The following is a 21,568-nucleotide window of genomic DNA, read 5'->3' on the forward strand; positions in this document are numbered from 1 at the left end:
TCGACCCCACGCCCGATAGCGTCCGGGCGTGAGCCTGTTCGTCGCGGTGACCGGTGGGACCGGAAGCGGCAAGACGACGCTCGCCGGCTCGCTGTCGGCCCGCCTCGGTGCTGACCTGTCCGTGCTGTCGCTCGACGACCTGGTGATCGGGCGGGCGGCACTCGCCGCCGCCGGCCGGACCGTCGTCGACTGGGACGACCCGGCGCTGTGGCGTTGGGACGACCTGCGAGCCCACCTGGCCGACCTGAAAGCGGGCCGGCCGACCGTCGTCGACGCCCGGTCGCGGGAGAGCCGCGCCGCCGGCTTCCGGGAACGGCGGGTCGTGCCACGAAAGACCGTGCTGCTAGTCGGGCACCTCGCGTTGCACGACGCGGCCGTCGCCCGGAGCTTCGACGTCCGCGTCTACCTCGACCTGCCGGAGGAAGAGCTGATCCGGCGGCGACTGGGCCGGCCGCCGGCCGCGGAGAACCGCGAGCCCTACCTCACCCGCACCTTGCTGCCGGCGCACCGCAGGCTGGTCGTCCCGCAGCGCGCCCGCGCGACCCACGTCGTCGACGCGACCGGACCACCCGAGGCAGTGGCCGACGCGGTGGCAGCCATCATCCGAGCTGCAAGTTGATCACGACGGCATCGGGATGGCGTTGACGGCTGCCGTCGAAGGCAGCGCGGCCGCCGGCGCCGGGAACACCTGCCCGCCATCGCCGGCCAGTTCGCGCAAGCGGGCGGGCGAACTCGCCCCGAGCAACTCGGGGCCGTAAACAACAGGGGAAACGGGCACGAGTTCGCCCGTCGGCTGCACCACCGTCGTCGAGAAGGCCAACCCAACGCCAGTCCAACCCAGCGGAACCACGCGGCCGTAGTCACACGGGACCGGGACCTTGTGCTCGCGGCTCGTCTCGACCTCCACGAACCGCACCTCGTCGACGCACGAGTCCTGTTTGTTCACCAGTTTCACCCGGGCGAAGGACAACCACCGGCCGTCGGCGGACCAGCGCACGTGGCTGAACGGCAACTGGCCCAGGTGCAGCGTCTTGCGGCCCGACACCGTGTCGAACAGCCAGAAGTCGAACGCCTGCGGTAGTTCGCCGACCCGCTCGACCGACAGCACCGCCCAGTGCAAGTCGGGCGACACCGTGTGCAGGTTGCCCTCCACCGCGCGGTAGTCACCGGTGACCGGGTTGATCACGTGGGAGTGGCCGTCGCCGTAGCCGATCGGCATCCCATAGCCCACGACGATCCGCGGCCCGCCGACGGCGGCGGTCGACGCGGGCGCCGGCGAGACGATCGGTGACGTCTCGTCAGGGCCGATGTAGCCGAGCCGCCAGAGCACGGTGAGCGCGACCAGCACCACGACGGCCACGGCGCCGGCTCCGAGGCGTCGGCTACCCGAGGCAGGATCCATGGCCGGATCCTCCTCGCCGACGACGCGATCCGCTGCCCCGGTCAGGAGGGCAGGGCCGGCAGGTCCTGGGAAGTCTCATACCCCGCGACCTCGGCGATCCGCCGCGCGTGCCGGTCGGCGCCCGAGAACGGCGTCGACAGGAACGCCTCGACCAACGCCGTCGCCTCGTCGAGGGTGTGCTGCCGGGCGCCGACACCAGCGACGTTGGCGTCGTTGTGCTCTCGGGACAGTTGCGCGGTGGAAAGGTTCCAGATCAGCGCCGCGCGTACACCCTTGATCTTGTTTGCCGCGATCTGTTCGCCGTTGCCCGAGCCGCCGATCACGATGCCGAGGCTGCCCTCGTCGTCGACCACCCGGGCGCCCGTGTGGAGGCAGAACGCCGGGTAGTCGTCGCCCTCGTCGTAGGTGTGCGCACCCACGTCGACCACGTCGTAGCCCTTTGTCGCGAGGTAGGTGACCAGGTGGGACTTGAGCTCGAAGCCGGCGTGGTCGGAGCCGAGGTAGACGCGCATGGTCAGCAGTCTCTCAGTGCGTGCCCAGCTCCGCGAGCACCAGGCCACCTCGCGCCTTCGGGGTGAACCAGGTGCTCTTTCGTGGCATCTTGGCCCGCGCGAGGTTGACCGCGACGAAGTCGTCGACGGTGACCGGGGCGATCAGGATCGCCAGCTCGGCGCGGCCGGCGTTGACCTCGCCGACCAGCCACGACGCGGGGTAGTCACCACCCACATAGGTGATCCGCTTGTCGCCCGGCTCGAGGCCCAGCGCGTCGCGCAGGATGACCCGCTCGACCAGCGCGTGGTCGAGGTTGTCGACCGGGCCGGCATTGGGGTCGTGCGGCAACTCGACGGCGTAGGCGGCGGCGGCGTACACGATGACGGATGTGGGGTTGAGATCTGAGACCGGGGTGACCGAAGCGCCCGCCGAACGCAGCGCGTCGAGCAAAGACGCGGGGGTGACGGTCAGCTCCGAGACCAGCCGGTTGTAGGGCTGGATCGCGACCGACGCCGGGGTGGTGATCACGGCGAGGAAGCGCGGCAGCTTGCCGAGTTGGGCGGCCAGGCTGCGGTGGTTGCCGTCGGCCACGACCAGGTCGCCCCCGCTGGCCAGAGCGAGCAGGTTGTCCTGGGTCGCGCCGGGGCCGAGCGGCCAGATCGCGTGGGTGCGGCCCGCCTGGTCGAGGTCGGTCGCCGCGGGCGCGCCGGCCGCGTCGCACGCCGCCGCGAGGGCGGCCTGCAACTCCGCGCCACGACCAGTCTGCAGCAGGAGTACGGGCGACAGCAGGTGCCCGACCGCCTCGGCGAGGGCGACCCGCTCGCGCACCTTCTCGATGAACACGTCTTCGTTGCGGATCACCAGGCCGGGCTCGTCGGCACTGGTCGAGATCTGGTCGGTGTCGACCGTCGCGAACATGCCGTAGGCCGGCTCCTCGCCGGGAGCCGTGATTCGGTAGAGCACGACCACGCCGTCGGCCGGTGTGTAGCTGCCGTCGTCTTTCGCGTCGGCGAGGCGCTGGGCGGCGGCGCCCAGCGAGTCCAGGAACGACGCTCCGGAGGCGGACGGCGCGCGGTGCGGCATCTCGATCGCGAGCGCGCTGCGCGGGTTGTCGGCGATGATCGCGGTGATCTCGTTGTCGTCGGCGAACTCGTCGTAGTTTTGCGCGCCGGTGCCGCCGGTGGTGATCCAGGCCCGGGCGATCGGGTGCACGATCGTCATGTCCGAAACGCTACCGATGGGTGCCGGCGTGACGACCGACACCCGGGCGGTGTCTCAGGCTGTGGCCGCGACCGGCGTTTCGCGCGGAAACGGCACCAGCATGTCGAGCCGATCAAGGGCTGTCGGACCCGATTCACTCGGCCTCGCCAGGCTCGGGAGGGCGGCGATCGCGTCGGTGCCGCAGGGGGCCGCGCCGACCAGGATCGGCGGGGCGAGCAGGTCGGCGCAGTAGTCGGGCAGGGCCGGGACGAGGGTCTCCCAGCGGCCTTCGTCGACTGACCAGTAGGCAGCGCCGGCTATCTCATCGGACATCGGGAGATCCTTCGATGCGAGGGTGCCGTCGGACACCCTACGCAACGAATCGGTCGGCTAGCCGGAAAGGGTCCGATCAGTCGAAAATCGGACCCACATCGCGGGTCCGCTTGAGCTCGAAGAAGCCCGGAGTGCTGGTGACCAGGAGAACGCCGTCCCAGAGCTTGCCGGCGGCTTCACCCTTGGGTGCCGGCGTGACGACCGGGCCGAAGATCGCGACGCGACCGCCGTCGGGGCCGGGTGCGTGGATCACCGGGGTGCCGACGTCCATGCCGACCGGCTTCATGCCGGCCTCGTGGCTGGCCCGCAGCGCGTCGTCGAAGTCGGTGCTGTCGGCGGCGGCGGCCAGCGCGGGGTCCAGGCCGGCATCGGTCAGCGCGGCGGCGTACAACTCGGGTCCGCGCTCCTGCTTCTGGAGGTGGATGCGGGTGCCGAATGCGGTGTAGAGGTCACGGAGCACGCCGGTGCCGTATTTCTGCTCGGCGGCGATGCAGATCCGCACCGGCCCCCACGCCGTGCGCAGGAAGTTGACGTAGTTCTCGTCGAGGTCCCGACCGTCGTTGAGCACGGCCAGGCTCATCACCCGGAAGGTGACGTCGAGCGGGCGGACCTTTTCCACTTCCAGCAGCCAGCGGGAGGTGATCCAGGCCCAGGGGCAGGCGGGGTCGAAATACATGTCGACTTCTTGACGATCGGACACGGCGTAAGCCTTCCGGCGGTGGGGGGTACGTACCCTGATATTCACCCTCGTCCGACCCTTTCCGCACCTGATACCGCGCGTGACGTGGGTTACCGTGGTTCGCTCTGGCGGGCATGGAAGACTCGACTGAACTGCCGGTGACGCGGGCCACAAGCCCAGCGGAACGAGCGCCGGCTAACCAAGCGCGTGAAACGGAGAACTGACTGTGGCTGGTGTGCGCAACCTGACCCAGGCGGAGGCGGCCGAGCGGGCGCGACTGCTCGACGTCACGTCCTACGACATCAGCCTGGATCTGGCCTCGGCCGGTCAGGGCGACGCGCGCACGTTCCGCTCGGTCACGACGATCGTGTTCGACTGCCGCGAGCCCGGCGCCACCACGTTCATCGAGTTGGCCGCCGCGTCGGTGCGCTCCGCGACCCTCAACGGCGACGCGGTCGACACCAGCGGCTGGGCCGCCGACAAGGGCCTGACGATCACCGGCCTGGCCGCCGCCAACGAACTCGTCGTCGACGCCGACTTCAACTATTCGACGTCGGGCCAGGGCCTGCACCGCAGCGTCGACCCGGTCGACGGCGAGACCTATCTCTACAGCCAGTTCGAAACCGCCGACGCGCAGCGGGTGTACGCGTCGTTCGATCAGCCCGACCTCAAGTCGGTCTACACCTGGCACGCGACGGTCCCGGCGCATTGGAACGTCGTGTCCAACATGCCGGTCGACCGGGTCGACGCGCTCGCCGACGACGTCAAGACCGTCCACTTCGCAGTGTCGGAGCGGATGTCGACCTACATCACCGCGCTGTGCGCCGGCCCCTACCACGAGGTGCGGTTCGAGCACGACGGCATCGACCTCGGCTATTACTGCCGGGCCAGCATGGCGCAATACTTCGACGCCGACGAGCTCAACCTGATCACCACGCAGGGCTTCGACTTCTACCACGCCAACTTCGGCGTCCGTTACCCATTGCCGAAATACGACCAGCTCTGGGTGCCCGACTTCAACGCCGGCGCGATGGAGAACTTCGGCTGCGTCACCCACGCCGAGTCGGCCTACGTCTACCGCTCGCAGGTCACCGACTTCGAATACGAGCAGCGCGCCAACACGATCCTGCACGAGCTGGCCCACATGTGGTTCGGCGACCTGGTGACCATGCGCTGGTGGAACGACCTGTGGCTCAACGAGTCGTTCGCCGAGTGGGCGAGCCACTGGTGCAACACCCACGCGACGCGCTTCACCGACGCCTGGACGACGTTCCTGTCGATCCGCAAGAACTGGGGCTACCGGCAGGACCAGCTCAGCTCCACCCACCCGGTCTACTGCGAGATGCCCGACCTGGAAGCGGTCGAGGTCAACTTCGACGGCATCACCTACGCCAAGGGCGCGTCGGTCATCAAGCAGTTGGTCGCCTACGTCGGCCTCGACCCGTTCCTCGCGGGGCTGCGGGCCTACTTCGCGAAGCACGCCTGGGGCAACGCGACCTTCGACGACCTGCTCAGCGAGCTCGAGTCGGCGTCCGGCCGCGAGCTGCGCAAGTTCGCCGCCCAGTGGCTGGAGACCGCGCAGGTCAACACGCTGCGGCCGCAGGTGGTCATCGGCGCTGACGGCTCCTACGAGTCGGTCGTGGTGCTCCAGGAGGCGCCGGCCGACTACCCCACGCTGCGTACCCACCGGATCGGGGTCGGCCTCTACGACCTCAGCGCCGAGGGCCGGCTGGTCCGCCGGGAGCGGATCGAGATCGACGTGACCGGCGAGCAGACCCCGGTGCCACAACTGACCGGCGTACGCGCGCCCGACGTGCTGCTGCTCAACGACGACGACCTGACCTACGCCAAGCTGCGCCTCGACGAGCGCTCGATGGCCACCGTCGTGCAGCACATCGACGGCTTCGACTCGTCGCTGGCCCGCGCGCTGTGCTGGGCCGCGGCCTGGGACATGCTCCGCGACGCCGAGCTCGCGGCCCGCGACTACGTGGCGCTGGTGCTGACCGGCCTGCCGGCCGAGTCCGACATCAACCTGGTCACTGCGACGCTGCGGCAGGCCGGCGGCGCCCTGTCGTTCTACTCCGACCCGGAGTGGGCACCGACCGGCTGGGCCCAGGTCGCCGACACGGCCCGCACCGCGATGCTCGCGGCTCCGGCGGGCAGCGGCTTCCAGCTCGCCTGGGCCCGGGCGTTCGCGTCGGCGGCCCGCTCCGACGAGCACCTGGCCGTGCTGCGCGGTTGGCTCTCGGGCGACAACATCCCGGCCGGCCTGCCGATCGACACCGAGTTCCGCTGGTCGCTGCTCGGCGCCCTGGTCGCCAACGGCGCCGCGTCGTCCGCCGAGATCGACGCCGAGCTGGCCAACGACCGCACGTCGAGCGGCGAGCGCGAGGCGGCCGAGATGCAGGCGCTGATCCCGACGGCGGAGAACAAGGCCAACGTCTGGCGCCACCTGACCGGGTCGGCCGAGCTGCCCAACTGGCGCAACCGCGCGCTGCTGAGCGGCTTCCAGCACCCGGCCCAGGTCGACCTGATCGCGCCCTACGCCGCGAAGTTCTTCGAATCGGTTGTCTCGGTGTGGGGTCTGCGCGACAGCGAGCCGGCCCAGGAGTTCGTGGTGATGGCCTACCCGACCTACACGATCACCGACGAGGTGGTCGCGGCCGCCGACGCATGGCTGGCCGAGCCCGGTCACCCGGCGGCGTTGCAGCGCCTGGTGGCCGAGGGCCGCGACAGCACCGCCCGCGCGCTCCGCGCCCGCCTGCGGGACATCGCGGCGGGCTAGTAGGTTCCTTTGAACTCGGTCGCGGCCACGGGTGGTTTTCCGGGGCGCTTGAGCACGAAGTTCGACAGCGCCGACTGGAACGCCGGGCTGGCGAAGTCTTGATCGATCCGGCGGAGCTCGCGCTGCTGCGTGGCGGCGAGCTCCGCCTCGGTCGGCAACGGCCGCCATCGCTGGTGGTCGAGCTGCTTGGCCGGGTGCCGGTAGTTGACCGCGAACTCGTGGATCCAGTCGGTCAGGTCGCTTGCCGCAAGCCCTTCGGGAGCCAGGTAGTCGACCAGCCCCTGTCGTTGCGCCTGCTCCGCGCTGAAGGGCAGGCACTCGTGCAGCAGCGCGGCACGGCGCGCCTCGTCGGCCAGCCGCGGCGGCAGCGTGAGGGTGTGGAACTCCGACCCGCTCAGCCCGCCCATGCCCGTGTAGTGGTAGTTGAACGTGCGCCCCGGCACCGCGACCACGACGTCGGCACACAGCGACAGGAACGCGCCGCCGGCGCCCGCGTCGCCGTCGAGCAGCGCGATCACGGAGACGCCGTCGCGGCGGGCCTGGAACATCGCCGTCGCTACGTCGTTGATGGCCCGGATGTTGCGCCGGGCCTCCTGCTCCACCCCGTCGGGCGCGGCGTAGATGTGGTTGAGATTGACGCCGTTGCCGAACGGCACCGCACCACCGCCGCGCAGCACGACCACCTCGATCTCCGGCCGGCGCGCCGCCGCCGTGACGGTCGCCGCGACCGTGCGGCAGAACCGGGTCGACCAGGCACCGTTGTAGGCCGCCGCGGTCACCACGGCCACCGGCCCCAGCCGCCGCGTGGTGACCGGCCGGTAGGACACGGGATTGCCCTGCTGGGCCGGCAGGTGCTCGACCGCGTCGCGGAGCCACCAGGTGGCGGGCTGCTTGAAGCCGGTCTCTTTGACGAAGCCGACCCAGACGCTCCCCCGCGTTCCGTCGCCGTCGGCCGGCCCGGCCGCGACCCGGATCGCGCCGTCGAGCATCCAGCCGACCACCCGCCCGGGGTCGAACCGGGTCGGCCCGGCCGGGTGCACGTCGAAGATCCGCACCTGCCGGCCGGCCAACTCGGCGGTGACACCGGGCGCACCGTCGCGGGCGGCGGCCCGCCACACGATCTCCTCGGCGGGCAGCGCCCAGTCGACGGCGCAGTCGCCCTGGCGCAGCACGTCGTTCCAGGTGCCGAGCACGTCGGCGTGCCCGTAGTCGAGCGGCCGCGGCGTGTGCGCACCGACCAGGTGCTCCAGCCCCCGGATCATCGCGGCGCGGTTGAGATGCGCGTAGATCCAACTCTTGGTCGCCGGCCCGTCCGGGTAGCGGAACGTGGTCGTGTGCACGATGTCGCCGGTGTCCCACCCGTCGGCGGCGAGGAGCAGGGTGGTGCCCCCGAACGTCTCGCGCCGGAACCGCCCCCAGTCGATCGAGGAGGCGCCCCGGTCGCCCATCCGCCCGGGATGGTTGATCGCGACCCGCCCGAACAGCTCCTCCGGAACCTTGGCGGTCAAGGTCGGCGCGAAGATCAGGTCGGGTCCGTATCGCGCAGCGGCGTCGACCATCGCGGCGCCGTCGGTCGCCGGTTGGAACGCCGTCTCGATCCCCCGGTCACGCAGCCAGCAGTAGGCGGCCATCGTCGCACCGCCGAACCCGTTGGAGAGCAGGAGAACGCGACGTGACACGTCATTCCCAACGACCGAGCCCCGCCCGACGCGTCGGCGCAGCCAACGGGATCCTGATTTAGACACGGCGTCGATTAACCCTCGGAGCTGGTCCGGGGCAACGGACGAAATGTGTTCCTCCCGGTGCGATGATGTGCGGCGTGGATCTTCATCTGGCTGGCAAGACCGCAGTAGTCACCGGCGCGGGCAAGGGCATCGGCCTCGCCATCACCCGCGCACTCGCCGAAGAGGGCGCGACCGTCGTCGCGGGCTCCCGCTCCGTCACCCCCGCGCTCGCGGAGCTGTCGTCGGTCTTCCCACTGGCGGTGGACCTGGCGTCCGCTGACGGCCCCGGCCGCCTGCTGGAGCTGGCCGCGTCGCACGGCGGCGCCGACATCCTGATCAACAACGTCGGGGCGACCCACTCCCGCCCCAACGGCTTCCTGTCGATCACCGACGACGACTGGCTAGAGACCATCACGATCAACTTCTTGTCAGCGGTACGCGCGACGCGCGCGGCCCTGCCGCAGTTGCTCGAACACCGCGGCACGATCGTGACGGTGTGCTCGGTGAACGCGACGCTGCCGGACCCGCTGGTGATGGACTACAGCGCCGCGAAGGGCGCGCTGCTCAACTTCTCGAAGTCGCTGTCGAAGGAGTTCGGCCCGCAGGGCATCCGCGTCAACACGGTCAGCCCGGGCCCGGTGGAAACCGACCTGTGGCTGGGCGAGCACGGCATGGCCCACTCGGTGGCGGCGGCAACCGGCGGCAACCCGGAAGACGTCGCGAAGGGCGCCGCCGGTCAGTCGGTGACCAACCGCTTCACTCACCCGGAAGAGGTGGCAGCCCTGGTCGTCATGCTGGCCAGCGACCGGGCAGGCAACGTGACAGGCGCCGACCACATCATCGACGGCGGCTTGACGATCTCGCTCTAGTCTTCAGATCGTGAGCAACTGGATCTAACGCCACCTGCGCCAACTTGGTGTGCGACTTCCGGACCCGATGGGGCCGTTACCGGCTGCGAAGCGCGCGGTCCCGTGGGTCGACCGCACCGCGCATACGCGTCCGTCCACGGTCGCTGCTACAGAACGGCTAGCTCTGCCCGTCAGTTGGCCAGGGTCAGCGATCAGGGCCCCCTGACGGCCGACGAAGCTGCCCGAGTGACACCGGTCCCCATGATCTCTGGCATGGCACCTTGGCAAAGACGCCTGGGCGCAAGGCAGCAGCTTCTCTTCGCTGAATCGTCGACCTTCAAGACGCCGCAGTGGCGGCTCGGCATCCCAGCTCGCGATCCAGGCCCAGGCAGCAATCGACGACGGCCCGGCAATGGGGCTCTGGGACCGCGGTTGAGCGCGCGCGGGATACGAAGCTGAGCCGGCCTTCTGCATCAGAGTCGGGCGTAGCGCCTACGCACCCACTGCCGTCAATAACATCGCGTCGTATGGCATGCTCTGGAGCGTGACCGAGGTTGTCGTAAGCGGCTGCGCAGGTGCCCGTGGGCGTCGTATTCGCCGGGAAACCGTCGTACGTCTTATCGCTTCTGGCGCTGGATACTGCTACAAGCCTGACTGCCCTGTTGGATTCCTATGGCAGGAGCTCGATGATGGGACCGTGGTAAAGCTGGCGGAGGTCGCACACATTGTGGCCGCCGGCGAGGACGGACCGCGCGGCGACGCCGCCGCGAAAGACGAGGACCTAACGTCGTTTGCCAACCTGCTACTACTTTGTCCAAATTGTCACTCGGTTGTCGATCGTGCACCGAACCAGTATCCAGTAGAGACGCTTCAACAATGGAAGCAGCAGCACGAGGATCGAATACGGGACGTATTAGGACTACGCTCATACAGCGACAGAGGCACACTTCGGCGCGACGTGGGTCTGCTCTTGAGCGAGAATAGCGCGATATGGGACATGTACGGTCCCGAGTCCGAGGCCGCCCTGCGCGGCCTTGGTTTGAATACCAGCGCCGCTTGGCGGAGAGAGGTACTTCTTCGGATTCTCCCCAATAACACTCGAATAATCCGCCTCCTTGAAGCAAATCTGGCGCTCTTACATCGCGACGAACTAGAAACGCTTGCCGCCTTCCGCCTGCACGCCCGAGGTCTTGAGGACCGACATCTCGGCGGAGTGGTAAATCCGGTCGCCCCTCGCTTCCCCCGGGCGATGAATGACATTCTTGTTGACGACGGCGACATTAACCCGATTGGCGACCGAGATGCCTGAAGATGGATACTACAGTAAAAGACCGCGGCCCGATCACCGCAAATACCTAATAGGATACCTGCATGCGCGCGAGCCCGTCTCCTCCATCGACGAGGTCGACGACTTTAGGCTAATCGTCCGACGCGCCACGAAGTCCGATATTCGCGTTTACCTGACGAACCAATATATGCTTGGCGTCGCGGATGTCGAGGACATTCTAGCTGAGGCTCCAGAGACAACATGCATAGTCTCGACTATGGATTACAACCACTACTCAGGCGAGGCGAAGGCGCTAGCGAAGGAACGTGGAGTCGGACTCTTTAAAACCAACGAGTTCCTGGGAGCTGTTTATCATGACGGACAGCGCTTCCTCGACTACTTGTCTCCTTCTCAGCGTGAAGCACTTGGTAGACAAGACGGTTCCGCGTGATTTCCGAGTTATGGCGTTTGGAAGTGCATCGCGATGCGACGGCCCTCCGCAGGCCTGTGCGGAAATGGTGAGCACCTCGGATATTGACCTTCTATTAATCTATCCGCCGGGCCACACCGCCGACGCTATCGATATCAGAAACGAGCTCTTCAAAAATGTTGCGAACCTGGGCAAGGTCGCTGATATCGTGGCTCTGAACTGGGACGAAGAGAGCGAGAACAGCTTTATTGAGTCCGAGCGGGCGCGACACTTATCGGTATGTCGTGACCGCGCCTAAGGTTGGTAGGCGCCAATTGGCCGCAGGCGTCCGGTGTCCCGACTCGGGCTAGGCGCGAGGGCGGCCGCCGCCGCGGGGGAGGTCTTCGCGGGGGATCCAATTGCGGCGGACGACGGTCACGCGCTCCATGGCCTCGGCCTCCTCGGCCGGGCTCGGCCGCGAGGCGTCTCGGGCGCGCATCGCCGCCGTCGTGCCGACCTGGGACGCGCCCGAGCCGACCAAGCCGCGCAGGCCCCGCTCGGCCTCGCGCTCTTCCGACGGCGGCAGGCCGCCACCCCGGCGCGGCCGCGGCTCCGCCTGCTCCGGGCGGCGCTGGGCCGGTGGCATCTCGTCGGGCGCCGGGTCGTGCACCTCGGCCGTGACCGCCGACGGGACAGCCTCGTCCGACGGCGGCGGCTCCGGCACCGGGCCCGGCCGTGACGCCGGGTGGCGCAGTCGCCGCCGGCGGCGCTCGTTGTCACCCATTCGCTGACCGTACCCGGAAATCAGCCCTCAGAAGACCTCTGATCCGCTCGGCGCCTGGTGCCAGCCGAACGCGATGTCGGCCGCCAGCAACGCGCCCGGGCGCAGCTCCTCGATCCGGCCGGCGCGGCCGAGCGACGCCAGTGACGTGCCGCCCAGATAGGCCGCGCCCAGCTCCAGCACGTCGCAGGCCAGGTCGGCCGGGTCCGCGGTGGGCGCGCAGGTGACCCCGTCTGCAGAGGCGGACAGCCGCCAGCGGGCCGCGTTGGCCGGCAGGATCGCGTCGGTCAGGGCGAACACCACGTCGACCGGCGCGCGGTAGGCGCGGGCGCGCAGCGCCGCACCCACGTCGATCAGCCGCACCCACAGGCCGTCGGCCAGGGCGCCGCCCAGGCGGCGGGGCTCGGGGACCAGGTGCCACAGCGGCTCGTCGGGTGTCGCGAAGCCGAAGGTCAACCGGCGGGTGAGGTCGAGCGAGAACAGGAACCGCCACAGGGAGCGGTAGGCCGCCGGTGTCGCCGTGACCACCTCGTCGACCCGGACCTCGCCGTCGGGGCCGTTGTCGTTCCAGTCGCCCTTGGTGCGCCACAGCGCGTAGCCGTCGACGGTGCCGGACTCGTCGGAGTGCACCACCGCCAGGCGCTCGGTGGCGCCGTCGCGCTCCGACGGGACATCGGCCAGCAGGTAGGTCCACCAGTTGTCGTCGCGGCTCGACCAGCCCGGGCGGCTCGCGCGGACCTCGTCCCAGAGCTTCACCAGCTCCGGGCGCAGCGTCTCCGGTGTGCCGGTGCGCAGGCGGCCGGGTGCGCCGGTGGGCAGGCCGGTGCCGGTCAGGTCGGCGCGCAGCCGGACCCGGTGGCCGGCGAAGCCGTAGCCGAAGCGCGGGTAGATCGCCGTCTCGCTGGCCCACAGCGCCGCGATCGGCTCGCGACCGGCGGCGGCCACCTCGCGGAGCTGGCGCTCCATCAGCGTGCGCAGGATGCCCTGCCGGCGGTGGGTGGGGAGCACGCCGACCCCGGTGACGTGTGCGCACGGCACGGGCGCCCCTCCCGGGACGCTCATCTCCCGCTCGAACGACGCGGCGTGGGCGACGATCGTGTCGCCGTCGACGGCGACCATGCCGCGCGCCGGGTCGTGCAACGGGCGTTCGACGGCCAGCGCCGCCGGGTCCTGCGTGTGGTGGAAGACGATGCCGAGCATCGCGGCGATCTGGTCGAAATCGTCGTCCGTGGTCTGCCGCACCGCCACATCGAGGGAAGTCATGCGTTCTGCGTACCCGATTGTCGCCGCCAGGGCGACCGGTTTGTCGGCTCGCTACCCTGGCGTCAGAAGGGGGCGTGATGACCGACCAACGCGAACCATGGGCCGAGCGCACCGTGGAGATGCCGCCGGAGGACAACAACCCGTTCCGCCGGGGCCGGGCGCAAGTGGGGCCTGGGCCTGGGCCCACAGGTCAACCGCACATACCCACCGGCACCGGCTGGCCCGGTGACCACACCGGCGCGATTCCGCGGCCGGTGTTCCGGGAGGAGCTGCGGCTGTTCCGTCGCGGCGCCGGGCTGAGTTTGATCGGCGCGCTCTTCGCCTTCGTCTGCTGGGGGCTCTGGGCGATCTCCGACGGTGGCAACCTCGGCACCCCGGTTGCCCTTTTCGTGCTCACCGGCCTGGTCGCGCTCGGGCTCTACGCGCTCACCCGGATGGTCGGTCGGGTCATTCTGGAAAAGCAACTGGGCCGGGTACGCCGCTCCGCGCGCGGCGCGCACCTCGTGATGGCCGTATTCCTGGCCGGAGTGGGCTTCGCCTACCTGCGGTCGATCGACTGGGTGGTCGATGCCTGGAGTTGGGTCACCGGGCTCTTTTAGGGGCATTTCCGTTCGCCGGTTCGCCGTACACTGTCTCGCGTTTCCGTTATGTGCGAGGGAGGTTCGGTGCCGCTGCTGAGCGTCGTCGTTCCGGTCTATCGGGTCGAGGACTACCTCGGCGCGTGCCTCGACTCGATTCTCGGCCAGGGGTTCACCGACCTCGAGCTGATCGCCGTCGACGACGCCTCCGACGACGGGTCCGCCGCGATCCTGGCCGACTACGCCGCGCGGGACAGCCGGGTCAAGGTGCTGACGCTCCCCGCCAACCGCGGCCTCGGCGCCGCCCGCAACGCCGGGCTGGCGGCCGCCACCGGTGACTACGTCTGGTTCGTCGACAGCGACGACTGGCTCACCGACGGCACCCTCGACGCGGTCGCCAAGCGGCTCGCCGAGACCGACGCCGACCTGCTGATCACCGGGTTCGCGCGGGTGTTCCCAGACGGTCGGGTCAAGCACAGCTCGGTCAGCGGGGCCGGCCCCGCGCCCGACACGTTCCGCCTCGCCGAGTTGCCGGCGTTGATCAAGCTGCTGCACATCGCCTGCAACAAGGTGATCCGCCGGCAGCTCCTGGTCGACCTGGGCCTCGCTTTCCGGCCCGGCTGGTATGAGGACGTCGCGTTCTCCCTGCCGCTGATGATCGCCGCCGGCCGGATCACGCTGCTGGACCGCTACTCCTACGGCTACCGGCAGCGGGAGACCGGCTCGATCACCCGCACGGTCAGCGACCGCCATTTCGAGGTCTTCGACCAGTGGGGGTTCGTGTTCCACTTCATCGACGACCGCCAGGACGAGGAGCTGCGCGCCCCGCTGTTCGCCCGGGCGATCTGGCATCAGCTCCAGGTGCTCAACCACGCCGCGCGGGTCCCCCGGGCCCGCCGCCGCGAGTTCTTCGCCCGGCTGGTGGCGTTCTATCGGGCCGAGCGCCCCAAGACCGGTTACGTGTTCCCGCGCGGCGACGAGGGGATCAAGCAACGGCTGGTCGCCCGCAACGCGTTCCTGCTGTTCGAGGCGCTGCGCGCGGCCCGGCGCATCCAGGTCCAGGCGGTCCGCAAGGTGGCACTGCCGCGGCACCGGGACACGACGAAGCCGACGGTTCCAGACGCCGTACCCTGACCGCGTGTCGTCGTCATCCTGGTCACTGATCGACTGCCCGCCGCCCAAGGGACGCCTCGCACGCCTGACCCGGGCGATCGGCCTACGGGTGATCCGGCTGCCCCGCCAGCGCGTCGTGTTGCTCGCGGGCACCCCTGGCCACTTGCGTGACCTGATGGCCACCCCGGCGTCGGCGACCCCGGTCCGCGCCGTCCGGATCATGCTCCCCTGGCAGGCGATCCGCCCGGGCTGGTCGGGCGCGATCGACCCGCTCCCCCGGCTGCGCCGGCACCGGGTCTCGCTGCCGCTGCGCCGCCGCGGCCTGGCCACCGTGACGCTCCGCCTCCACCAGCCGCTGCCGCTGCGCGACGTGGTGCGCAGCGCGCTCGCCGGCCTCGTGCCCGTGCGCCCGTTGCCGATGCCGGCCAGCGTCGACGTGGCCGCCGCGGGCGCGCTGCCCGCGTTCCTGCCGCCGACCGCGCACGTCGGCGCCCTGCCGTCGCCCGACGAGATCCGCCCGACCGACGTGCTGCTGAGCGACGGCCCGGCCGACCCGGCGGCGGCCGGCATCGTGCTGCCCACCGACGCCGCCGTGCTGTTCGACGCGATCCGGATCAACCCAAGGGCCCGGGCGGACAAGACCGCGAGCGCGGGGGTACGCCTGGTGCTCGGTTCCCCCGCCGGCGCTCAGGTGCGCTCCGGCCGGCTCGACGGCCTGGGGCTCGACGCTTCCACGGTCGAGATGCTGCGCGGCGTCGCCACCGTCGAGGCCGACGCCCTGACCGGCGACCCGCGCCAGGTGGCCACGCTGCTGGTGCAGATCGCGGCGACCGGCGCGGTGCTGCGGATCGGCGACCTGTCGCCGGCGGTCGCGACGCTGCTCTCCCCCGAACTCGCCGAGGTGCTGGCCTCCCCGCCGCCGGTCGGCGATGACCCGGTGGCCCTGGAGGCGCACAGCGTGCGGCAGCGCCGGGCGGCGTTGCGCGGCCACGCGACCGGGCTGGTCCTGCCCCGCCTGGTCGCGGGCGCGTTCCCGCTGCTCGGCGAGCTGCCCACGGTCAGCGCGATCCTGATGACCCGCCGCCCGGAACGCCTCGCGCCGGTGCTCGATGCGCTGGAGAAGCAGAGCTACCCCGGGTTGGAGATCGTGGTCGGGCTGCACGGCTGCCCGGCCCCGGAGTCGCTGACGGCGTGGGCGGCGAAGTGCCCGCGACCGGTGTCGGTGGTCGAGGTGCCGGCGGGCGTCGACTTCGGCACGGCGCTGGGCCTGGCGACCGCGCGCTCCAACGGCAGCCTGGTGACGAAGGTCGACGACGACGACACCTACGGCCCGGAACACGTCTGGGACCTGGTCCTGGCCCGCCACTTCTCCGGGGCGACGCTGGTCGGCAAGGGTGCCGAGTTCGTGCACCTCGAGGAACGCGACGAGACCATCCGCCGCAAGTCCGGCAATTCCGAGGCGTATGCCGAGGTGGTGGCCGGCGGCACGATCCTGATCGGGCGCGGCGACCTGGAGAACGCGGGTGGGTGGCGGCCCGTGCCGCGGTCGGTTGACCTGGGCCTGATCACCCGGGTCAAGGCCGGCGGTGGGCTGGTCTACCGGACGCATCCGTTCGGGTACGTCTACCACCGGCGCGCGCAGGGGCACACCTGGGATCCAGGCGAGCGCTACTTCCTGGACGCTGCCTTCGCCCGCTGGCCTGGCCTCCCTCCCTACGCCGAGTTCGGCGTTCCGCTCGGCGCCTCCGCCTAACCGCGCCGCAAGGCCTATGCCGGTCAGCGCTGGCCAGTGACCAGGTGCGGCCAACCACGCCGCAAGGCCTATGCCGGTCAGCGCTGGCCAGTGACCAGGTGCGGCCAGCCACGGCGCAGGCCGCTGCCGGTCTCCGGCAGCCGACCGTAGTTGGCTCCCGGCCCCCCAGCGGCGGTGAGATCGGCAAGCGCCCACCCACCATCGGCGAACACCGCCGCCGGATCGTCGCTGCCGAACGGCGGCGGAAGACCGTTGCGGGCAAGGTGATCGCGAAATGGCTGCATCGCGGGCACGGAGAGCCCAGCCGCCCCCATGACGTCGGCGAGGAACAGACTCCCCACCCCGCAAAGCGCCGCGGCCTCCCCGAGCACCCCCACAACCGACTCCGGGGCCAGATAGAAGAACAACCCCTCAGCCACCCACAGCGTGCGCCGGGTCGGATCAAAGCCGGCCGCGCACAGCGGCGCGGCCCAGTCGCCGGCCAGATCGGCCGCAACGGTATGCCGCCGGCAGCACGGCGAAGCGCCGGCCAACACTGGCTCTTTCAGCGAGAACAGCGTCGACCGATCAACCTCGAACCAATCGACGTCGCCCGGCAGATCGAGCCGATAGGGCCGCGTGTCCAGACCGGCACCGAGCAGCACGACCTGCCGGATCCCGGCACCCACCGCGGCGGTGATCGCGTCGTCGAACCAGCGCACCCGCACCGGAATGAAGCGGTTCTCGCCACCGCTGGCCGCTTCGGACCGCGACATCATCGCCGCGCCCTGCTCGCCGGCCAGCTCCGAGGCCAGCGGATCGGCGAACAACCGGTCGGCCCGGCGGGTCTCCCGCGCGCGGACAGCAGCGATCCAGTGCGCCGTGCTCATCACCACGACGATCAAGGTAACCGGCACCCGCCGGCACACGAAGCCTCATGTAGATGAGTACCCCGCGGAGGGCCGCGGGTTCACCCAGAAACAGGCCGACGCCGGCTCAGGCTGATCAGCACGGTCAACGCCAACAGAGCCACGAGAAGGCTGAAGATCCCGCCGGCCCAGTGCAGGTTCGCGTACTCGATGACCACACCGACCCCGATCGCCGGCACCGCCAACACCGTGTAGAGGATCGCGAAGAACGCGGAGAAGGCCTCGCCGCGGCGCGCGGCCGGCACACCGGTCGCGATCGCCCGCAGCCCAGCGCTGACCGCGGTCCCGGTGCCCAACCCGACCACCACAGCGGCGGCCAGCAACGGCGCCAGGGCCGCACCGAGCACCGCCCAAGCGATCAGCCCCGCGGCCACGACCAGCGACACGCACGCCGCCGGCAGGGAACCCGACGGCGGCAACCGCCGGTCGATCAACTGACCGGCCGCGGTGAAGACAAACCCGAGGAAGACCACGAAACCCGTCAGCGCCGGATCGTCGCGCCCCAGTTCGGTGCCGAGCAGAATGCCGGTCACCGACGTCAGCACACCGAGCACCGCGAAGCCCGCCCCGGCAGCCGCCGACGCGCGGATGAACTCGCCGCGGATCTCGTGCGGGATGCTCAGCCGCTGGAAGCGGAACGTCGGCCGGGTCCGGCGGACCGTCTCGGCCACCGTCACCAACCCGACCAGGCCGACCCCGATCAGGGCCAGGTCGACGATCCAGCTCAGCCGCAGCGGGTGGCCGGCCCACTGGGCCAGGATGCCGGCGAGCATCGTGCCGGAGGCCAGGCCGCCCATGTTGGCCAGCAGCGCGAGCACCGGCCCGAGCCACTTGCGGCTGGCCGGGAGTTGCTCGCCGATCGCGGCGGTGCCGGCGCCGGTCGCCAGCGCGGCCGAGAAACCCGAGATGACGCGGGCGACGAGCAGCATCGTCAGGTTGTCGGAGACCAGGAATAGGCTGGCGGCCGCGGCCGAGAGCAGCAGCGCGATGCCGAGCACCGGCTTGCGACCGATCTGGTCGGAGAGCCGGCCGAGGGTGAGCAGGCCGACGACGACGCCGACGGCGTACACCGCGAAAAGCACGGTGACCTCGACCGGGACGATGCCGAACGACCGCTCGTACAACGGATAGAGCGGTGTTGGCACCGTCGTTCCGAGCATGACTGTCCAGAAGACGAACGCCGTGATACCGACATTGCGCACGACCGCCAGCCTAGCCAGCGGGCGATCTTGCGCAGGTCTAGCGGTCCGTGCCCACCGCCGCCGTCACACCCCGGTGCCCGACGATCTCCTCGTGGGGCAACGCGTCGGCCAACCGGCGCAGGTCGTCACCGGTCAGCGAGACGTCGGTCGCGCCGGCGTTCTCGTCGAGCCGGGTGCGCCGACGGGTACCCGGAATCGGCACCACGCCCTGCGCCAGCAGCCACGCCAGCGCCACCTGCGCGACGGTGGCGCCCTTCTCGGCCGCGATCGCCCCGACCCGATCGACCAGGACCTGGTTGGCGGAGAACGCCTCAGGCTGGAAGCGGGGCAGGCCACGCCGGGCATCGTCGGGTGCGAGGTCGCCGAGGTTGCGGATGCCGTTGGTCAGCACACCGCGACCGAGCGGTGAGAACGCCACGAACCCGATCCCGAGCTCGTCCATCGTGGACTTCTCGCCGTTGTGCAGAACATCACGGGCGAAGAGCGAGAACTCCGACTGTACGGCGGCCAGCGGGTGCACCGCGTGACCCCGGCGGATGGTGGCGGCGCTCGCCTCGGACAGCCCGATGTGCCGCACCTTGCCGGCCTCGACCAGCTCGGCCATGCCGCCGACGCTCTCCTCGATCGGCACCGCGGGGTCGACCCGGTGTAGGTAGTAGAGGTCGATCACGTCGGTGCCGAGGTGCCGCAGCGAGCGGTCGCAGGCCCGGCGGATGTATTCCGGACTTCCGTTGCGGCCGTGGACCGTGCCGTCGTCGTCGGTCTCGCTCGACGCCTTGGTGGCCAACGTGACCTCGCCGCGCCGGTCGCCCAGCGCCCGGCCGATCAGCTTCTCGTTCTCGAACGGCCCGTACGCCTCGGCGGTGTCAATGAATGTGACCCCGATGTCGATGGCGTGCCGCAGCGTGGCGATCGACTCCTGCTCGTTGCTCGGGCCGTAGAAACTGGACATTCCCATGGCGCCGAGCCCGATCGCGGAGACCCGCAGCCCGTCGCCCAGATTGATGTGCTTCATGATTTCCCCCCATTGGCCATCACCCCCATGGTGCTTCGGGTAGCGCGCCACAGGTCAGACCGGCGCGAGAAGCTGGCGGAACAGGGGTTCCAGGAGTGCCTTGAGTTGATCGGGATCCGCGTCGGACAGGGCGGACAGGGCGACCACCTGGCGCATCACCTGGATGCCGGACACGATGGCGAGCACGATCGCGGCGCGCTGGGGCGCGAGGTCGCCGGGTAGCGCTTCGCTCAGCAGCCGGTGGTAGTGGGCCTCTATCTGCTCGCGGGCGATCACCGCGGCCTGGTCACTGGACGCCGACCGCAACATGATCAGGAAGCCGTCGAGCGGGGTCGCGTCGGCGCCGGTGATGTCGACCAGCAACGCGGCGATCCGGGCGGCGAAGTCGGGCGATTCGAGGTTGGCCCGGGTCAGGATCGTCGGCTCGGCCATGATCCCGGCGATCACCTCGCCCAGGAGGCGTTCCTTGGAGCCGAAGTAGCGGTTGACCATCATCGCGGTCACGCCGGCGCCCTCGGCGATCTCCCGGACTCCCACGCCGTCGTAGCCCGACCGGGCGAAGCACCGCCGAGCCGAGGCCAGGATCGCCGCCCGGGTGGCCGCCGCGTCCCGGCGGCGAGGTGTCTCGGTCACACAACCCCCTCGATCAAGTCTACGAGTGTAGACAATACCGCCTCCGCGCGGTTAGTCTACGACTGTAGACATGGAGGGGTTGATCACGATGGAACGCGTACTCGTGACGGGTGGGACCGGTTTCGTCGCCGGCTGGTGCGTCGCCGACCTGCTGGGCCGCGGCTATGAAGTGCGAACAACAGTGCGCGATCCGAAAAACGAGCCGGGTGTACGCGCGGCGGCCGGCGACGGCCCGCTCGAGGTGGTGCGCGCCGACCTGACCCGCGACGAGGGCTGGGACGCGGCGGTGGACGGGTGCGCGTACGTCCTGCATGTCGCCTCGCCCCTGAGCCTCGACGGCCGGGCCGGCGACGAAGCGCTGATCGGCCCGGCCCGCGACGGCGCCCTGCGCGTGCTCGGCGCCGCCACCCGGGCCGGCGTGAAGCGGGTGGTGCTGACCTCGTCGACGGCGGCCACCACCCCACGCGACCCACACGGCGTCAGCGACGAGACAGTGTGGACAGACCCGGCCGACCCGAACCTGAACCCCTACCGCCGCTCGAAGCTGCTCGCGGAACGCGCGGCGTGGGACTTCATGGCCCTGGACGGCCGCGGCACCGAGTTGACCACCGTCCTGCCTGCGGCCGTCTTCGGCCCGCTGCGCTCCCCCGGCAACGCCGGCTCGGTCGACGTGATCGCCCGCCTGCTGGCCGGCCGCCCGCCGGTGCTGCCCCGCTTCGGCTTCAGCATCGTCGACGTACGCGACCTGGCCGACCTACACATCCGCGCGATGACCAACCCGGCCGCGGCCGGGGAACGCTTCATCGGCGCGGGCGAGTTCCAATGGCTGGCGGAAATGGCCGCGACGCTGCGCACCCACCTCGGCGACCGGGCCCGCAAGGTGCCGACGCGCGGGGTGCCGGACGGGTTGGTCCGCACGCTGGCCCGCGTCGTGCCGCCGCTGCGCACGCTGACCCCACTGCTCGGCCGCGACCTGACCTTCAGCTCAGCGAAGGCCCAACGCCTGCTGGGCTTCACCCCACGCCCGGCGACCACGACAATCGTCGACTGCGCGGAAACCCTGCTCGCCGGTTGTTCAACCCGGCGGGTGGCTGGCTCACGGGGAAACCGGCTGCGCTGAGCGCTTGCGTATGGCGCCATCCTGACCCGCCGCGACCCCGACCACTGGCCCAGACGACCGCCG

21 protein-coding genes are annotated in these 21,568 nt (G+C 70.4%); 9 read left to right on the forward strand and 12 right to left on the reverse strand.

The features are described from left to right. Window positions 1-28 precede the first annotated feature (28 nt). On the forward strand, window positions 29-619 hold the full coding sequence (locus DFJ67_RS01435) for a uridine kinase family protein (RefSeq protein WP_116066205.1): 591 nt from the start codon (window positions 29-31) through the stop codon (window positions 617-619). Here the strand turns inward: DFJ67_RS01435 and DFJ67_RS01440 are convergent, their stop codons facing one another. The 5 genes from DFJ67_RS01440 to DFJ67_RS01460 all read right to left on the reverse strand — a co-directional run bounded on the left by DFJ67_RS01440 (window position 620) and on the right by DFJ67_RS01460 (window position 4,103). Further along, the gene (locus DFJ67_RS01440; RefSeq protein ID WP_147315382.1) at window positions 620-1,402 is read right to left on the reverse strand and encodes a hypothetical protein; all 783 of its coding nucleotides are present in this window, start codon (window positions 1,400-1,402) and stop codon (window positions 620-622) included. A 41-nt stretch (window positions 1,403-1,443) separates the two neighbouring features. Beyond that, window positions 1,444-1,914, reverse strand: coding sequence for a ribose-5-phosphate isomerase (locus tag DFJ67_RS01445; RefSeq protein WP_116066207.1), 471 nt, complete (start codon window positions 1,912-1,914; stop codon window positions 1,444-1,446). Window positions 1,915-1,927: 13 nt separating this feature from the next. Then, window positions 1,928-3,115 (reverse strand): DUF1015 family protein, encoded by a 1,188-nt coding sequence (locus DFJ67_RS01450; protein ID WP_116066208.1) that lies wholly within the window; start codon window positions 3,113-3,115, stop codon window positions 1,928-1,930. 54 nt (window positions 3,116-3,169) lie between these two features. Then, window positions 3,170-3,427, reverse strand: a complete 258-nt coding sequence (locus tag DFJ67_RS01455) for a hypothetical protein (protein ID WP_147315383.1) — start codon at window positions 3,425-3,427, stop codon at window positions 3,170-3,172. A 76-nt stretch (window positions 3,428-3,503) separates the two neighbouring features. After that, the gene (locus DFJ67_RS01460; RefSeq protein ID WP_409362961.1) at window positions 3,504-4,103 is read right to left on the reverse strand and encodes a DsbA family protein; all 600 of its coding nucleotides are present in this window, start codon (window positions 4,101-4,103) and stop codon (window positions 3,504-3,506) included. A gap of 238 nt (window positions 4,104-4,341) precedes the next feature. Between DFJ67_RS01460 and pepN the strand changes: the two genes are divergently transcribed. Next, window positions 4,342-6,891, forward strand: a complete 2,550-nt coding sequence (pepN, locus tag DFJ67_RS01465; RefSeq protein ID WP_116066211.1) for an aminopeptidase N — start codon at window positions 4,342-4,344, stop codon at window positions 6,889-6,891. Here pepN and DFJ67_RS01470 read toward each other — a convergent pair. After that, window positions 6,888-8,570 carry an enoyl-CoA hydratase-related protein gene (locus DFJ67_RS01470; RefSeq protein ID WP_116066212.1) on the reverse strand — a complete coding sequence of 561 codons (1,683 nt, stop codon included), beginning with the start codon at window positions 8,568-8,570 and terminating at the stop codon, window positions 6,888-6,890. The genes pepN and DFJ67_RS01470 overlap by 4 nt on opposite strands. A gap of 131 nt (window positions 8,571-8,701) precedes the next feature. Here DFJ67_RS01470 and DFJ67_RS01475 point away from each other — a divergent pair, with 131 nt between their 5' ends. From DFJ67_RS01475 to DFJ67_RS01480, 3 genes are all read left to right on the forward strand, one after another. Further along, complete coding sequence (locus DFJ67_RS01475) at window positions 8,702-9,484, forward strand: SDR family NAD(P)-dependent oxidoreductase (protein WP_244940424.1); 783 nt, start codon at window positions 8,702-8,704, stop codon at window positions 9,482-9,484. A gap of 523 nt (window positions 9,485-10,007) precedes the next feature. Beyond that, the gene (locus DFJ67_RS42185) at window positions 10,008-10,772 is read left to right on the forward strand and encodes an HNH endonuclease (RefSeq protein WP_147315384.1); all 765 of its coding nucleotides are present in this window, start codon (window positions 10,008-10,010) and stop codon (window positions 10,770-10,772) included. A 374-nt stretch (window positions 10,773-11,146) separates the two neighbouring features. Next, window positions 11,147-11,458, forward strand: a complete 312-nt coding sequence (locus DFJ67_RS01480; RefSeq protein WP_147315385.1) for a hypothetical protein — start codon at window positions 11,147-11,149, stop codon at window positions 11,456-11,458. A 48-nt stretch (window positions 11,459-11,506) separates the two neighbouring features. Here the strand turns inward: DFJ67_RS01480 and DFJ67_RS01485 are convergent, their stop codons facing one another. Both DFJ67_RS01485 and DFJ67_RS01490 read right to left on the reverse strand, forming a co-directional pair. Continuing rightward, on the reverse strand, window positions 11,507-11,923 hold the full coding sequence (locus DFJ67_RS01485; RefSeq protein ID WP_116066215.1) for a hypothetical protein: 417 nt from the start codon (window positions 11,921-11,923) through the stop codon (window positions 11,507-11,509). Window positions 11,924-11,950: 27 nt separating this feature from the next. Continuing rightward, on the reverse strand, window positions 11,951-13,183 hold the full coding sequence (locus DFJ67_RS01490) for a GNAT family N-acetyltransferase (protein ID WP_116066216.1): 1,233 nt from the start codon (window positions 13,181-13,183) through the stop codon (window positions 11,951-11,953). Between the two features lie 77 nt (window positions 13,184-13,260). Between DFJ67_RS01490 and DFJ67_RS01495 the strand changes: the two genes are divergently transcribed. The 3 genes from DFJ67_RS01495 to DFJ67_RS01505 all read left to right on the forward strand — a co-directional run bounded on the left by DFJ67_RS01495 (window position 13,261) and on the right by DFJ67_RS01505 (window position 16,627). After that, complete coding sequence (locus DFJ67_RS01495) at window positions 13,261-13,782, forward strand: hypothetical protein (protein ID WP_116066217.1); 522 nt, start codon at window positions 13,261-13,263, stop codon at window positions 13,780-13,782. 66 nt (window positions 13,783-13,848) lie between these two features. After that, a complete protein-coding gene (locus DFJ67_RS01500; protein ID WP_170215711.1) occupies window positions 13,849-14,895 on the forward strand; it encodes a glycosyltransferase family 2 protein in 1,047 nt (348 codons plus the stop codon). A gap of 4 nt (window positions 14,896-14,899) precedes the next feature. After that, window positions 14,900-16,627: a glycosyltransferase gene (locus tag DFJ67_RS01505; protein ID WP_116066219.1), complete on the forward strand. Its 1,728-nt coding sequence runs from the start codon at window positions 14,900-14,902 to the stop codon at window positions 16,625-16,627. Between the two features lie 77 nt (window positions 16,628-16,704). Here the strand turns inward: DFJ67_RS01505 and DFJ67_RS01510 are convergent, their stop codons facing one another. From DFJ67_RS01510 to DFJ67_RS01525, 4 genes are all read right to left on the reverse strand, one after another. Next, the gene (locus DFJ67_RS01510) at window positions 16,705-17,502 is read right to left on the reverse strand and encodes a class I SAM-dependent methyltransferase (protein WP_239097428.1); all 798 of its coding nucleotides are present in this window, start codon (window positions 17,500-17,502) and stop codon (window positions 16,705-16,707) included. 74 nt (window positions 17,503-17,576) lie between these two features. Continuing rightward, window positions 17,577-18,737, reverse strand: coding sequence for an MFS transporter (locus DFJ67_RS01515; protein ID WP_116066221.1), 1,161 nt, complete (start codon window positions 18,735-18,737; stop codon window positions 17,577-17,579). 37 nt (window positions 18,738-18,774) lie between these two features. Then, window positions 18,775-19,752, reverse strand: coding sequence for an aldo/keto reductase (locus DFJ67_RS01520; protein WP_116066222.1), 978 nt, complete (start codon window positions 19,750-19,752; stop codon window positions 18,775-18,777). 54 nt (window positions 19,753-19,806) lie between these two features. Further along, window positions 19,807-20,385, reverse strand: coding sequence for a TetR/AcrR family transcriptional regulator (locus tag DFJ67_RS01525; protein ID WP_116066223.1), 579 nt, complete (start codon window positions 20,383-20,385; stop codon window positions 19,807-19,809). Window positions 20,386-20,455: 70 nt separating this feature from the next. On the opposite strand from DFJ67_RS01525, the gene DFJ67_RS01530 reads away from it, so the two are divergent. Further along, complete coding sequence (locus tag DFJ67_RS01530; protein ID WP_239097424.1) at window positions 20,456-21,505, forward strand: NAD-dependent epimerase/dehydratase family protein; 1,050 nt, start codon at window positions 20,456-20,458, stop codon at window positions 21,503-21,505. Window positions 21,506-21,568: the final 63 nt, after the last annotated feature.

Origin of the sequence: Asanoa ferruginea (assembly GCF_003387075.1) — a bacterium.
GTDB classification, from domain to species: Bacteria; Actinomycetota; Actinomycetes; order Mycobacteriales; family Micromonosporaceae; genus Asanoa; species Asanoa ferruginea.